Genomic DNA, 14499 nt, shown 5'->3' with positions numbered 1-14499 from the left:
ATGTCTGAGTCGAAGCCGGGTCCGATCCGCCGCTTCCTGGTCGGTATCTGGAACGCCGTCAACTTCACCCGCCGCCTGGTGTTCAACCTGGTGTTCCTGGTGCTGCTGTTCGCCTTCATCGCGGTGCTGTTCTCCAGCCCGGGCGTGAAGCCGCTGATGGCCGACAGCGCGCTGGTGATCAACCTCGGCGGCGACCTGGTGGAGCAGTACACCGCCCACCCCGTGGACCGCGTGCTCAACCAGGCCACCGGCCAGGGCCGCCTGGAGATCCAGGTGCGCGACCTGCTGGGCGCCATCGAGGCCGCGAAGGACGACGACCGCATCGAGCGCATCGTGCTGTTCACCGACGGCTTCAACGCCGCCGGCTTCGCCGCGCTGCGCGACGTGGCGGCGGCGCTGCGCGACTTCCGCGCCGCCGGCAAGGAAGTGATCGCCTTCGGCAACGGCATGGAGCAGAAGGCCTACTACCTGGCCGCGCACGCCGACGAGGTGTACATCGACCCGCAGGGCGGCGTGCTGCTCGAGGGCCTGGGCCGCTACCGCATGTATTACCGCGAAGGCCTGCAGGACAAGCTGGGCGTGGACGTGCATCTGTTCAAGGTGGGCGAGTACAAGTCGGCCGCCGAACCCTACGTGCTCGACGCCGCCTCGCCCGAAGCGCGCGAGGCCGACCTGTACTGGATGGGCGACGTGTGGAACCGCTTCGTCGCCGACATCGCCAAGGCCCGCGGCATGGAGCAGGCGGAACTCGAGGCCATGATCAACGAGCTGCCGGCGCGCGTGCAGGCGGCCGGCGGCGACCTGGGCAAGCTGGCGCTGGAAGAGAAGCTGGTAGACGGCCTCAAGACCCACTACGAGCTCGAGCAGATGCTGATCGAGCGCGGCGCGCCGGACGAGGACGAGCACAGCTTCCGCCAGATCGAACTGCGCGGCTACCTCACCCAGATGGGCCTGCACCGCATGCCGATCGACTCCCGTCCGCAGGTGGCGGTGGTGGTGGCGCAGGGCGAGATCATCGACGGCGACCAGCCGCCGGGCACCGTGGGCGGCGAGTCCACCTCGATGCTGCTGCGCCAGGCGCGCGAGGACGAGAACGTCAAGGCCGTGCTGCTGCGCGTGGATTCGCCGGGCGGCGGCGTGTTCCCGTCCGAGCAGATCCGCCGCGAGGTAGAGCTGATCCAGGCCAGCGGCAAGCCGGTGGTGGTGTCCATGGGCAACGTGGCCGCTTCGGGCGGCTACTGGATCTCGATGAACGCCGACAGGATCTACGCCGACGAGTCCACCATCACCGGCTCCATCGGCATCTACGGCCTCTGGCTGACCGCGCCGCGCGTGCTCGACAAGCTGGGCGTGAGCACCGACGGCGTCGGCACCACGCCGCTGGCGGGCGCCTTCGACCCGACCCGGCCGCTCGACCCGAACGCGGGCGCCATCATCCAGGCCGTCATCAACAAGGGCTACGCCGACTTCACCGGCAAGGTGGCCGAGGCGCGCGGAAGCACGCCAGAGCAAATCGACGTGCATGCGCGCGGCCGCGTCTGGTCGGGCGCCCAGGCCAAGGAGCGCGGGCTGGTGGACGAGCTGGGCGGCCTGCAGGCCGCCCTGGCCGAGGCCGCGAAGCTGGCGAAGCTCGAAGAGGGCCAGTACGGCGTGAGCTACGTCGAGAAGCCGCTCAGCCCGTTCGAGGAGTTCGTGGTGAACATGGGCGGCCAGGCCCGCCTGCAGGGCCTGGTGCGCCTGCTGGCCCCGACCCCGCTGCTGCTCGACCGCGAAACCATGGCACGGGTGGAAGGCGAGCTGCGCTGGCTCGAAAGCAAGGGCCGCACGCCCTACCGCGCGGTCGCGCACTGCCTCTGCGCCTACTGAGGCGCGGCGCCAGGCAGGGAAAACGCCCGGGGAAACCCGGGCGTTTTGTTTTCAGCCGCCGGCGTCTTCCAGCGCCTGGTCGCGCTCGGCGTCGCGTTGTTCCTGCGCGGCTTCGACGGCGTGGGCCTTGTCCAGCGGCGCCTGCATGGCGTCGCGCAGCTCGGTGTTCTTCTCCGCGGGCGCGGCGGCCTGGGGCTCCGGCGGCGGTACCTCCTCGTTGGGCGGCGGGTCGCTGCAGGCGCACAGCGCCAGGCACAGCACGGCGGTCAGGGCGGCTCTCATCGCGGTTTACTCCCTACGGTCGCAGGCCGTTATCCTAAGCCCTGGCGACGAGGAGCAGGCCATGGACGCGAACCGCTGGCGGCTGGACGGACAGGTGGCGCTGGTGACCGGCGCGAGCGTGGGCATCGGGCGCGCGATCGCCGCGGAACTGCTGGGGCTGGGCGCCGACGTGATGCTCGTTGCGCGCGACCAGGCCCAGCTCGACGCCACCCGCGACGAGCTCGAGGACGAATTCCCCGAGGCCGACGTGCGCGCCTTCGCCGCCGACGTCTCCGACCCCGAGCAGCGCCGCGAGATCTTCGACTGGGTCGAGGACCTCGGCACCGGCCTGCAGATCCTGGTGAACAACGCCGGCACCAACGCCAGCAAGCCCACCATGGACTACGCCGACGCCGAGTGGCGCGACATCTTCGAGACCAACCTGTTCTCGGCCTTCGAGCTGTGCCGCTTCGCCTTCCCGCTGCTCAGCCAGCACGCCAGCGCCAGCATCGTGAACGTGGGCTCGGTGTCGGGACTCACGCACGTGCGCACCGGCTCGCCCTACGGCATGAGCAAGGCGGCGCTGCACCAGCTGACCAAGAACCTGGCCTGCGAATGGGCCGAGGACGGCGTGCGCGTGAACGCGGTGGCGCCGTGGTACATCCGCACCCGCCGCACCTCCGGCAAGCTCGCCGACCCGGACTACCTGGACGAGGTGCTCGACCGCACGCCCATGGGCCGCATCGGCGAGCCCGAGGAAGTGGCGGCGGCGGTGGCCTTCCTGTGCCTGCCGGCCTCGAGCTACGTCACCGGCGAATGCATCGCCGTCGACGGCGGTTTCCTCCGCTACGGGTTCTAGCGGCAGCCGTCGTCGAGGATCTGGCGCAGGCGCGCCACTTCGGATTTGCGGTAGGCGGCGGTGTCGCTGAAGGCGTGCAGGGCGTCGGACTTGGCCTGTTCGAACTTGTCGGCGTAGACCAGGCAGGCCGAGGCGTCGTCGAGGCGCACGCAGGAGTCCTCGACCCAGCGGCAGGTGGCGCCCCAGGGGCCGGCGTCGTAGCCGAGCACGGCCAGCGGGATGCAGCGCGGGTTCGGGTCGTAGTTTTCGCTGTAGCGCACGGCGCCGTCGTAGGCGGTGCACTGGTAGAGCGTGGGCGGCGAGCGGCGCGGCGGCGGGGGTGGCGCTTCCGGCTCCGGCGCCGGCGTGGGCGGTGGTGCCGCCGGTGGTGCCGCGGGCTTCGGCGGTGGGTCCTGCGGCCGCTGCATCCGGCGCGTGTCCTGGGTGCTGCCGGCCGGGCAGGGCGCGTCCTGCAGGGTGACGCGGCCCTGCGCGTCCTGGCAGCGGTAGACCGTGATCTCCTGCGCGGCCGGCGGGCCAACGGGGATCAGCAAAATGGCTAAGCTTGGCCACCAGCGCAGGCGCATGCCGGCATTGTCCGCCCGCGCCGCCGCCACTTCCAGCCCGGGACCCGCCATGACTCGACTGCTCGCCCTCTTCGCCCTGCTGCTCGCGCCGCTGGCGCAGGCGGCCATCCCCGCCGCGCCCGACCGCGACGAGGGCGAAGGCCCGTACCCGCAGCTGATCCTGCGCGGCGCCACCGTCATCACCGGCATCGGCGCGCCGGCGCACGGCCCGGTGGACATCGTCATCGAGGGCAACCGCATCGTGCAGGTGGCCATCGTCGGCAGCGCGAATGCGCCCATCGACCCGAAGTACCGCCCGGCGCTGAAGCCCGGCGGCCGCGAGATCGACCTCGCCGGCCACTACGTGATGCCCGGCATCGTGGACATGCACGGCCACATCGGCGGCGACGAGCAGGGCGTCACCGCCGAATACGTCTACAAGCTGTGGCTGGCGCACGGCATCACCAGCGTGCGCGACCCGGGCTGCGGCAACGGCATCGAATGGTGCGCCTCGGAAGCGCGCCGCAGCGCCGCCAATGCCATCACCGCGCCGCGCCTGTTCCCGTATGCCTTCTTCGGCATGGGCCATGACGGCCCCATCACCACGCCCGAACAGGCGCGCCAGTGGGTGCGCGGCATGAAGGCCAAGGGCGCGCTGGGCATGAAGTGCTTCGGCTACCGGCCGGAGATACTGGAAGCCGCCTTCGACGAGCTGCGCAAGCAGGGCATGGGCAGCGCCTGCCACCACGCCCAGCTCGACGTGGCGCGCGTGAACGTGCTCACCACCGCGCGCTGGGGCCTGACCACCATGGAACACTGGTACGGCCTGCCCGAGGCGCTGTTCGACGGCCAGACCGTGCAGCAGTACCCGGCCGGCTACAACTACATGGACGAACAGCACCGCTTCGGCGAGGCCGGCAAGCTCTGGGCGCAGGCCAGCGAAAAAGGCAGCGAGCGCTACGAGGCGGTGATCACCGAACTGCTGGGCCTGGGCTTCACGCTCGACCCCACCTTCACCATCTACCAGGCCACGCGCGACCTGATGCGCGCGCGCACCGCCGAATACCACGACGAATACACCCACCCGGCGCTGTGGGATTTCTTCACCCCCAGCCGCGACAACCACGGCAGCTTCTTCTTCGACTGGGGCAGCGAGGAAGAGGCCGCCTGGAAGGACAACTACCGGCGCTGGATGGCCTTCGTGAACGACTACAAGAACCGCGGCGGCCGCGTCACCGTGGGCAGCGATTCGGGCTACATCTACAAGACCTACGGCTTCGGCACCATCGAGGAGCTCGAGCTGCTGCGAGAAGCCGGCTTCCACCCGCTGGAAGTGCTGCGCGCGGCCACGCTCTCGGGCGCGGAGGCGCTGGGCGCGGCCGACCGCATCGGCTCGATCGAGCCGGGCAAGCTGGCCGACCTGGTGGTGCTGGGCCAAAACCCGCTGGCCAACCTGAAGGTGCTCTACGCCACCGGCCACATCCGCCTGGGCGCCGACGGCCAGCCGCGCCGCGTAGGCGGCGTGCGCTACACCATCAAGGACGGCATCGTGTACGACGCCGCCGCGCTGCTCGGGGACGTGCGCCGCATCGTGGCGGAAGAAAAGGCGAAGCGCGGCATCACGCGTTACGCCCAGCCAGGACGCTGAAACAGGAAGCCCCGGCGTGCGGCGCACGCCGGGGCTTGGGAATCAGCCCGACACCAATGGCTGTGGCAACACTATTCCGCTAATAGCAATTGCCCAAAGTGGGGCAATTGATCATCTGGCTAGTCGTTGATTTCTTTCCAGTGGCGTCAGTTACCTCAAGCTCAATACGATGTGAGCCAAGAGTGACAGGAATTGATGGAAGGTTCCATTGATAGTATTTCATGGAGTCAAAGCTCCACACTGCGGTCATCGTGTCTCCATTGGGGTCCGCGGAAGTATTTCGCGCGCTGATCTTTGCAGGATATGTTTTATTCAGCATGAATTTGAATCGCGCCTCTGGGTATGTGGCGGCGCGAAGGATTGCGGGTCCCGAGAGAATTCGAGGCGTCGGGCAGGTGGTTGTAGACGTACAGCCCCCGCGATCGGCAGTCTCATCCAAGATTCGAATAATCTCTGATTCGCTCCGCGGCATTACCGACTGCATTGATGCGATTGTTCCTGTGACAAACGGTGCCGCTTGGCTGGTTCCTTCCTGATATGAGTAATTTCCGACCGAAGCCTGCTGCATGCCGCTGTTATAGGTAGAAAGTATGTCGACACCAGGCGCGGAAAATCTTGCGCCCGTATTCGAGAAGCTCGCTAAGGTCGGCAAATCTGCCTTTATTGACGCTGCCACTGAGATAACGCCGGGGCAGGACGCCGGAGAGTATAGGCTGCTATGGCTCTGATCATTTCCTGCAGCAGCAACAACAATGGCTCCTTTGCTGCGCGCATATGAGACCGCCTCTCTAAGGATTGCCAGCTCAGGTGTCGAACTGCAGTTTCCGTCAAGGCTAAGGCTAAGGTTTATTACAGATGCAGTGCTTCCTGCAGAAAGTGTCGGTGGCCCTCCTTCAATTGGCGAGCCCGCTGCCCAAGCAATTGCAGCTGCAATGTCTGATGCGTAGCCGTGCCCGTCACCCATTACTCGAATAGGAAGTATGCTTGCTCTAGGGGCAATCCCGGCGATACCAACAGAGTTGGCGGATGCAGCTGCAATTCCCGCGACATGTGTTCCATGCCAAGTGGATCTCCTTCCGGCACTGCATTCAGATGCCTCCACCCAGTCTCCGGGGTCGGTTGGGTCCGAGTCCCATCCTCCGCCGTCTCGGGCGTAGATTTGACTCACAAAATCGTATCCAGGAAGCAATCTGCTTTGCAGATCCTCGTGTGGAGTGATCCCCGTATCTAAGATCGCGACCACTGTTCCATAACCGTTCTGTGAGTTCCAGCCCTGCGACATCAACAGTGAGCCAGGCCCATTGCCAAGTGCCCATTGTTGATTGATAAGCGGATCAGTGGGGGTGTTAGCTGGACGCGCAATCGGGTCCGGTTGAAGGTAGGAGACTAGGGAGCTGTCTTGGCGAAGAAGTTGCACGGCCGACTGAATGTCGGAAGATGCACCTGACATTGATATCGAGTGATAACCAAAGACAAGTTTTCGCTCATAACTAACCTCAACATTCAGCCCAGCCACAGCGCTCGCGACGTCGGACTTCGATTTTTCGAAATCGCTTCCGCTATAGGAGATTATGAATTTCGGTTCAGTGGTTGGGTTGCAGTCGATCGCCAGGACCACAGTCGGAATTGTAGTTAGGAATGTGAGTAGCAATACGCCTGGGAGTTTCTTCATTTATCTTCTCACTGAGTTGGAGTAGATTTCTAAGTGTTTCTGCAACTTCGCCGCAAGCAGAGCAGTATCTTGCAGTTGAGATGCGCCCACCTTGCATTTGATGGGCGATTGAAATCGAGCCCTGGTATCTCGCCCCAAGTGGACGCATCTCTCATGCAGATATGGCCTGCCCTAGAGCAGACACGCATTGCCCTCAGGGCATAGGACAACGGCTGGGCGAAAAGTTTGCCGGAGAGTCAGAGTTGAAAATGGTGGCGGCCACTAGCAACGTGGCCCATTTAAGGGGATTGGCAGAATTGGCTCTGTTTGGAGGGATGAGCGCCCTTTTGAGGCGCTCGCGTGGAACGGTGCCCTGAGAGCTCAAAGCGGAAGTTTCGAATTGTGGGCTGGCATCCTTTCTCAATGTATCCATTCTGATGAGGATGCTGCATCCAAGCGCGAGATTGCCTGTCAAATGCGGCTGCACTCCGTGCCGGGCAGAGCCAAGGCGTTGAGGGAAACGCACGCATTTAGCGCGTCGGAGGATGAGGCCTACAAGCGCGCTACCGAGCCACCACTGCCCCGTCGGCCTACTCCAGCACAGGTAACTACGCCTCTATGTAGAGACTGATGCCAATCAGAGCCGAACGATTGTAAAACGCTGATTGCGCTCGCACTGCTGGCGGATGATCGAGGTATCCATTGGGGGAGGCTGTGCGTTGCGATTCGGCCTTCAGGGAATGTTTCCATAGCCCAGTAGACGGTCGGCTCGATCATGGGGCCGAGTTTGGGTTCACCTCAAGATCTTGTCGGCTTGGCCGCGGCAATCACATTTGCAGTGCGGGCGGCATGCGACAGGATCGGTGTGTCATGAGACAGGCGACTGAATTCATTGTGGATTCAACGAGATTCTGTGGATTGGACTCCAGACAAGAAAGCCCCGACGCGCAGCGCACGCCGGGGCTTCGCCTGCCTTCGCCGATTACAGCTTCTGCAGCGAAATGTTGCGCGTCGCGCCGTTCACCGTGAACGAGACGTTCGCCGTGGTGGCCGAGGTGAAGGTGAGCGTGGCGTTGCCGGCGACGGTGAACTGGCGGTTGGCCGGGTTGTAGGTCGGGCCCCAGGGGCCTGCGGTGGACTGCAGGACATTGCCCGAGCGCACGTCGGTGGCTGACCAGGTGCCGTCGAACTCGAACCACTGCGCCTTGCCGGTTTGGTCGTAGATGAAGAACATCACGAACAGGTTGTTGGTCGGCGGCGGGAACTGGTAGACGGTGAGGCCCCAGCCGGATTCGTTCGGGTTGTACCAGGCGCCGGTGTAGTCGCGGCCCGGCGTGGGGCCGAAGGTCTGCGGCGTGGGGGCGAGATACTGCTGCAGCTGTGGCCAGGCGACGTCCAGGCGCGAGTAGATGTCGAAATTGCCCTGATTGCCCAGGTTGCCGCTGTTCGCGCAGAGCGCCTGGCCGCCGAACAGGCCACCGCGCAGCTGGTAGCCGTCGCCCAGCGTGAACAGTCCGGAGCCGCTGCTGCCGCCCTCGGTGGTGCCGCTCAGCCAGCCGGCCTCGAAGGTCGTGAGGTCGTTGAGCAGCTGCTGGCCCAGCGAGGCCTTCTTCGCGTCGCCGCGGGGGTGGTGGATGGCCAGAACGCTGGCGCCGGCGGCCACTGGGTTAGCATCCCAGCCGGCGTAGTACGCGCCCGCCGGGGGAGCCTGGTTCAGGCGCATCAGCGTGATGTCGGTACCTTCATAGGGGGGCGCATCGATGGGGCCGGCGCTGTCGGTGTAGAGCAGGGTGGCACCAGGCCCGCGCTGGGTCGTGGCCGCCGACACGCCACTGCCGCAGGAGGTGGCTTCGTAGTTCCAGATGGTGACCAAGGTGCTGGCGACCGTCTGGTTGTCGATGCAGTGGTTGGCGGTGAAGAAGTACGGGATCTGCGTGGCGTTGTCGGTGTCGTTGAGCAGGGTGCCCGTGCAGATGTAGTTGCCGCCGCCTTCGACGAAGTTCATCCAGGCCACGGCGTTCTTGGCATTCACGAAGGCCGCACCGAGCGTGTTTTCGCGGCACTTGGTGTCCACGTTGCAGCTGCCGGATTCCCCGATCTTCGGCGCCAGCCGGAAGCCGCTGGCCATGCTGGTGACCAGGTGCGAAACCTGCGGCACTGTCACCTGGATGGACGCCAGGTCGGTGCCGGCCGGCGCGAAGACCTCGACGAACTGCACCTGGCCGTCCGTAATCGGACCCCAGAAGAGCCCGGAAGCGTCGGCGACGTTGCGCGCTTCGGCGCCCGTCAGCTGGGCTTCGACGCGGCCGGCGTCGTCGCTGCCGGAGAAGCGGAACTCCAGCCGGCCGTCGCCGCCGCGCACCCGCAGGCCGGCGCGCAGGGCCAGGGCGTCGGGAGATTCGATGGCCAGCCGCGCCACATGGCCGCCGGCGACGGGCGCCCACTGCAGGCCCTCGAGCCGCGACTGCGCCTCGCCGATATCGCGGTTGATGCCGACCTGCAGGCGCTTGAAACCGTTGGCCTCGTTGTTTGCGGCCAGCTCCGCGATGCGTTCGGCAGCCATGGGCCCGAACACCTGGCGCGGGGCCGACTGAATCGCCTGGGCGCTGCCGGCGTCTCGCCAGGCCAGTGGGGCTTCGGCCTTCGGCGGCAGGGCTGGTTCACCACCGACGCTGGGAAGGGACTGCGCGTGGGCCCCGGAGGCCGCGAAGGCCAAGGCGATCGACAGGGCAATGTGCAGCGGCGTGCGGCGGGTCATGGCGGGCTCCGAGGGATTCTTCTGGGGCCCACTATAACTCCGCCCACGCCGGTATTCCCGGGGTGGGCGGGTCTGGTTCAGGCGGTTTTCGTCGCCTTCTTCACGGCCTTCTTCGCCGCCTTTTTCGCGGCTTTCTTGGCCGGGGCCTTCTTGGCGGCCTTCTTCACCGCTTTCTTGGCGACCTTCTTGGCCGGCGCCTCGGCGGGCGCGGCCGCCCTCTTCGCGGCGGCTTTCTTCGCCGGTGCCTTCTTCGCCGCCACCTTCTTGCCGAAGCGGCCGCCCTTGCGCACCGGCTTGCCTTCGGCCAGCAGGGCCTCGCACTCGGCCTGGGTCAGGCTGGCGGGGTCGCGGTCCTTGGGGATCTTGCCGTTCTTCTCGCCGTCGGTGATGTACGGGCCATAGCGGCCGTTGAGCACCTGGATCCCGGTGCCCGGGAAGGTCTTGATGGTGCGGTTGGCGATCATCTCCTCCTTGGCGCGCACCAGTTCCACGGCGCGCTCGAAGGTGATGGTGTACGGGTCGTCTTCCTTGCCCAGCGAGGCATAGGTGTCGCCGAGCTTGGCGAAGGGGCCGAAGCGGCCGATCGCCACCGTCACGGACTTGCCGTCCACCTCGCCGAGGGTGCGCGGCAGGTTGAACAGCGGCAGCGCCTCCTCCAGCGTGATGGTGTGCATGCTGGTGCCCGGGCGCAGCGAGGCGTACTTGGGCTTTTCCTCGTCGTCCATGTGGCCGATCTGGGCGTAGGGCCCGTAGCGGCCCAGGCGCACCGACACCGGCTTGCCGGTCTTGGGGTCGGTGCCCAGCAGGCGCGCGCCGGTGGCCTCGGAGCGGTCCACGGATTCGCTCTTTTCCTCGACGGTGGCCTTGAAGGGCTTCCAGAAGCGCTCCATCAGCGGCACCCAGGCGGCTTCGCCCGCGGCCACGGCGTCGAGTTCGTCCTCGAGCTTGGCGGTGAAGTCGTAGTCCACGTACTGCATGAAGTGGCCGGTCAGGAACTTCGCCACCGCGCGGCCGACGTCGCTGGGACGGAAGCGGCGGTTGTCGAGGTAAACGTATTCGCGGCTCTGCAGCACCTGGATGATGCTGGCGTAGGTGGACGGGCGGCCGATGCCGTATTCCTCCAGCGCCTTCACCAGCGAGGCTTCCGAGAAGCGCGGCGGCGGCTCGGTGAAGTGCTGGTCGGTGTGGATGCTGCCCAGCGGCACCGACATGCCGGGCTTCATGGGCGGCAGCTTGCGGCCTTCGTCCTCGTCTTCGGCGGTCTTGGCGTCCTTGCCTTCCTCGTACACGGCCAGGAAGCCCGGGTCGATGATGGTGGTGCCGCTGGCGCGGAAGCTGTGCTCGCTGCCGGCGGCCAGTTCCACCGAGACGGTGTTCATGGTGGCCGGCACCATCTGCGAGGCGACGGTGCGCTTCCACACCAGCTCGTACAGGCGGCGGGCGTCGTCGTCGAGGTACTTCGCCACCGAGGCCGGCGTGCGCAGGGCCGAGGTGGGGCGGATGGCCTCGTGCGCTTCCTGGGCGTTCTTGGACTTGGACTTGTACTCGTTCGGCTTGTCCGGCAAGGCGGCGGTGCCGAAGTCGCGGGCGATGACGTCGCGGATTTCCTTCACGGCGTCCACCGACAGGTTCACCGAGTCGGTACGCATGTAGCTGATCAGGCCGACGGTGCCCTCTTCGCCGATGGCCACGCCCTCGTAGAGCTTCTGCGCCACGCGCATGGTGCGCGAGGTGGTGAAGCCGAGCTTGCGCGCGGCCTCCTGCTGCAGCGTGGAGGTGATGAAGGGCGGCGACGGGCGGCGCTTGCGCTCCTTGCTGGCCACGTCGGTGACGCGCAGGGCGTCGCCCGCGGCCTTCGCCAGGCGCGTGCGCGCGGCCTCGGCGTCCTTGGAATTGGTGAGCGTGAACTGCTCGAACTTCTGGCCGTCGAGCTTCACCAGCCGGGCGGTGAAGCCCTGCTGCGGGTGGTTGAGCTCGGCTTCCACGCTCCAGTATTCGCGCGGCACGAAGGCTTCGATCTCCTCCTCGCGCTCGACGATCATGCGCAGCGCCGGCGACTGCACGCGGCCGGCGGACAGGCCGCGCTGCACCTTGCGCCACAGCACCGGCGACAGGTTGAAGCCCACCAGGTAGTCCAGCGCGCGGCGCGCCTGCTGCGCGTCCACCAGGTCGGCGGCGACCTGGCGCGGGTGTTCCACCGCCTCGCGGATGGCGCGCGGCGTGATTTCGGTGAACACCACCCGGTGCAGGTCCTTGCCCTTGAGCAGGCCGCGCTCCTTGAGGATCTCGGAGATGTGCCAGCTGATCGCCTCGCCCTCGCGGTCCGGGTCGGTGGCCAGGTAGATGGCGTCGGCGCCCTTGGCGGCCTTGGCGATGGCGTCCACGTGCTTCTCGTTCTTCTCGATCAGCTCGTAGCGCATGGCGAAGCCGTGCTCCGGGTCCACCGCGCCCTCCTTGGGCACGAGGTCGCGGACGTGGCCGTACGAAGCCAGGACATGGAAGTCCTTGCCCAGGTACTTGTTGATCGTCTTGGCCTTGGCGGGCGATTCGACGATGAGGAGGTTCTTGGCCATGCCGGGGGATGCTCCAGGGCGCCGCGTTCGGGTCGCCCAGATGACGCGGCCCGCGAGGTGCGCGGGCCGGGGGGTTCTTTTTTCATTAAGGCCTCAGTCCGGCCGGGCCTGTCAAGCAAGGCCCCCCGGCCGGGGTCAGCGGCAGTCCGCGGGCACCAGCGCCTCCGGGATGCCGCTGGCTTCGCAGGTCCAGCCGCCCTGGCCGTCCAGGCGCAGGTGCAGGGTGCCGCCGGAGGCTTCGCCCAGGGTCCCGGCGTCGCCGAGGTCCACGGCCACCACGCAGCGGCCCAGGGCGTCCTCGAACAGGCGGAAGGCCTCGATGTCCGGCGGGGCCGAGCCGGGGTGGCCGAGCTCCTCCGGGTCGCGGGGGCAGCGGTCGGTGTTGCGCCGGAAGTCGTCCACCTGGGTGGCCAACGCGCGGGCCTGGGCCATCGGACCGGCCAGGTCGGCCGAGGCCGCCGAAGCGGCCCGCCCGGCCCGCTCCACGTAGTCCTGGTAGGCCGGGAGGGCGATGGCGGCCAGGATGCCCGCCACGAACAGCAGCACCAGCAGGACGCCGCCGACCACCGCCGCCGCCAGGCAGCCCGAGGGGCCGCGCTGCTGGCGCCCGGGCTGGTCGGTGTAGGCCCACTGGTCCACCACGTAGGTGTTGGCCACCAGGTCGTGCAGGCCCTGCTTGCGGGCGGTGAAACCGGCCATGGCGAAGCCGATGTAGAAGGTGAGGTAGGACAGGGCGCTGGCCAGCCAGCGGCCGGCCGCGTGGCCGAAGCCGAGGCGCTGGCCGCGGGCGTCCACGACCTTGATGCCCAGCGCCATCTTGCCCAGCGTGGCCTGCCGGGACGAGCTCTCCATGCCGGCGTAGTAGGCCAGGCTCAGCAGCACGTAGAGCAGGCTCATGGCCAGCGCGCCGGCCATGACCATGGCTTCGTCCGGTTCGCCGCCACCGGCCATGGACAGCGCGAACAGCACGAAACCCACCAGGTAGAGCGTGTAGAACACGCCGCTGACGATCAGCGAATCGAGGAAGAAGGCGGCGAACCGGCGCAGGAAGCCGGCGTCCACCACCTCGTCGGGGCCTGCGGCGGCGGCCGGTGCCTGTACCGGCGCGGCGGCCAAGGCGGCTGCGGCGGGTGCCGGGATTTCAGCGGGCGGCGGCGCGGGCGGGCCGGGCTGGTCCAGGCCCAACTCCGCCAGGTGCTCGCCCAGCGGCTCCCACTTCTCCAGGCCGTCGCGCCAGACCAGGCTGTCGCGCGTCACCTTGCCCTGTCGGTAGGCCTGCGCCACCTGTTCGGCCGGCACCGGCCCCTGGCGGTTGTGCCCGCGGTCCACGTAGTACCACTGCTGCATGCCTGCTCCCCTGCGCGCGCGGCGCGCGTTCCCCGAAACGACGACGCCCGGCCGGGGCCGGGCGTCCACAGCGTAGCCGTGAAGGCGGGTTCAGTGAACCGGTTCGGGTTCGTCCTCGAACATCTGGCTTTCCATCCAGGCGTAGGCCGCTTCCGAGCCCGGCTGGTTGAACAGCACCATCAGCACGACCCACTTGAGGTCGTCCACGTCCACTTCGTCCTGGTCGAGCGCCATGACGCGGTCGAGCACCAGTTCGCGCTGGTCGGCGTCGATCACGCCGCTGTGCTCGAGGAACATCAGGAAGCCGCGGCATTCCATGTCCAGGCGGTCGAGCTCGGGCTCGGAGTACACGCGGACCGGGGTCTGCAGCCGCGGCGCGGCCACGGCCGGGCGCTGGCGGGCGAGCTCGTCCAGCCAGTCGAAGGCCTTGTGGATTTCCGCGGGGCTGAAACCGGCCTGGATCAGGCCGTTCTGGAGCGAATCGCGATCCCGGACGGCGTCGGGGTCGTCGTAGAAGTAATGCTCGAACAGGTACAGCAGCACATCCAGAATGGTCTCTTTCATTACCCTCAGCCTGCGCCATTGGGCGCGATGGGAAGGTCAGGGGTGCCGGGCGTAGCGGCCATTGTCGGCGACCACCCGCCCATCCAACTCCATGAGCAGCAGCATGGAGGACAGGGCGGCCACCGTCAATCCTGTCCGGCGGGCGAGTTCATCCATGCCGGTGGGGTCGTGGCCCAGCGCCGACCACAAGCGCTTGTGGTCTTCGTCCCCGACTGGCTGTCCGGCGGCTGAGTGGGTGGCGGGGCTGAACAACCCCGTTCCGAGTCGCCCGCGCAGCTGTTCGGCCAGGCCTTCGGCGACCGGCCCCAACGCCGCCACGACTTCTTCCGGCGCCTCGACCAGAGCCGCGCCCTCCCGGATCAGGCGGTGGCATGAATCGCCCCGGCTTTCCCGGAGGCTCCAAACCTTGAGAGGATGGAGCCATGAG

Annotated in this window: 10 protein-coding genes and 1 pseudogene; 3 read left to right on the top strand and 8 right to left on the bottom strand. The window is 67.2% G+C overall.

The window, feature by feature from the left end; all coding sequences use genetic code 11:
- Entirely contained in the window at window positions 1-1866 is a 1866-nt protein-coding gene (sppA, locus tag ACE3Q2_RS05395; RefSeq protein ID WP_374473295.1) for a signal peptide peptidase SppA, read from the top strand.
- Between the two features lie 51 nt (window positions 1867-1917).
- Here sppA and ACE3Q2_RS05390 read toward each other — a convergent pair whose 3' ends face one another.
- On the bottom strand, window positions 1918-2148 hold the full coding sequence (locus ACE3Q2_RS05390; protein ID WP_231697848.1) for a hypothetical protein: 231 nt from the start codon (window positions 2146-2148) through the stop codon (window positions 1918-1920).
- A 61-nt stretch (window positions 2149-2209) separates the two neighbouring features.
- Here ACE3Q2_RS05390 and ACE3Q2_RS05385 point away from each other — a divergent pair, with 61 nt between their 5' ends.
- The gene (locus tag ACE3Q2_RS05385) at window positions 2210-2986 is read left to right on the top strand and encodes an SDR family oxidoreductase (RefSeq protein WP_374473294.1); all 777 of its coding nucleotides are present in this window, start codon (window positions 2210-2212) and stop codon (window positions 2984-2986) included.
- Here ACE3Q2_RS05385 and ACE3Q2_RS05380 read toward each other — a convergent pair.
- A complete protein-coding gene (locus tag ACE3Q2_RS05380; protein WP_374473293.1) occupies window positions 2983-3519 on the bottom strand; it encodes a DUF4124 domain-containing protein in 537 nt (178 codons plus the stop codon). The genes ACE3Q2_RS05385 and ACE3Q2_RS05380 overlap by 4 nt on opposite strands.
- 82 nt (window positions 3520-3601) lie before the next feature.
- Between ACE3Q2_RS05380 and ACE3Q2_RS05375 the strand changes: the two genes are divergently transcribed.
- The gene (locus tag ACE3Q2_RS05375) at window positions 3602-5179 is read left to right on the top strand and encodes an amidohydrolase family protein (RefSeq protein WP_374473292.1); all 1578 of its coding nucleotides are present in this window, start codon (window positions 3602-3604) and stop codon (window positions 5177-5179) included.
- A 79-nt stretch (window positions 5180-5258) separates the two neighbouring features.
- On the opposite strand, the gene ACE3Q2_RS05370 is transcribed toward ACE3Q2_RS05375, so the two are convergent.
- The 6 genes and pseudogenes from ACE3Q2_RS05370 to ACE3Q2_RS05345 all read right to left on the bottom strand — a co-directional run.
- Entirely contained in the window at window positions 5259-6851 is a 1593-nt protein-coding gene (locus tag ACE3Q2_RS05370; protein ID WP_374473291.1) for a S8 family serine peptidase, read from the bottom strand.
- Window positions 6852-7812: 961 nt separating this feature from the next.
- A complete protein-coding gene (locus ACE3Q2_RS05365; protein ID WP_374473290.1) occupies window positions 7813-9588 on the bottom strand; it encodes a serine protease in 1776 nt (591 codons plus the stop codon).
- Window positions 9589-9665: 77 nt separating this feature from the next.
- A complete protein-coding gene (locus ACE3Q2_RS05360) occupies window positions 9666-12161 on the bottom strand; it encodes a DNA topoisomerase I (RefSeq protein ID WP_374473289.1) in 2496 nt (831 codons plus the stop codon).
- Between the two features lie 135 nt (window positions 12162-12296).
- On the bottom strand, window positions 12297-13508 hold the full coding sequence (locus ACE3Q2_RS05355) for an RDD family protein (RefSeq protein WP_374473288.1): 1212 nt from the start codon (window positions 13506-13508) through the stop codon (window positions 12297-12299).
- Window positions 13509-13598: 90 nt separating this feature from the next.
- Window positions 13599-14072, bottom strand: a complete 474-nt coding sequence (locus ACE3Q2_RS05350; RefSeq protein ID WP_231697840.1) for a DUF494 family protein — start codon at window positions 14070-14072, stop codon at window positions 13599-13601.
- Between the two features lie 36 nt (window positions 14073-14108).
- Window positions 14109-14499, bottom strand: a pseudogene (locus tag ACE3Q2_RS05345) (DNA-protecting protein DprA); the annotation flags it as partial.

The sequence above is a fragment of the Arenimonas sp. genome, assembly GCF_041913985.1.
Classification (GTDB): Bacteria; Pseudomonadota; Gammaproteobacteria; order Xanthomonadales; family Xanthomonadaceae; genus Arenimonas.
The sequence above is the reverse complement of the archived record's forward strand: the minus strand, read 5'-3'. Positions and strand labels throughout refer to the sequence as shown.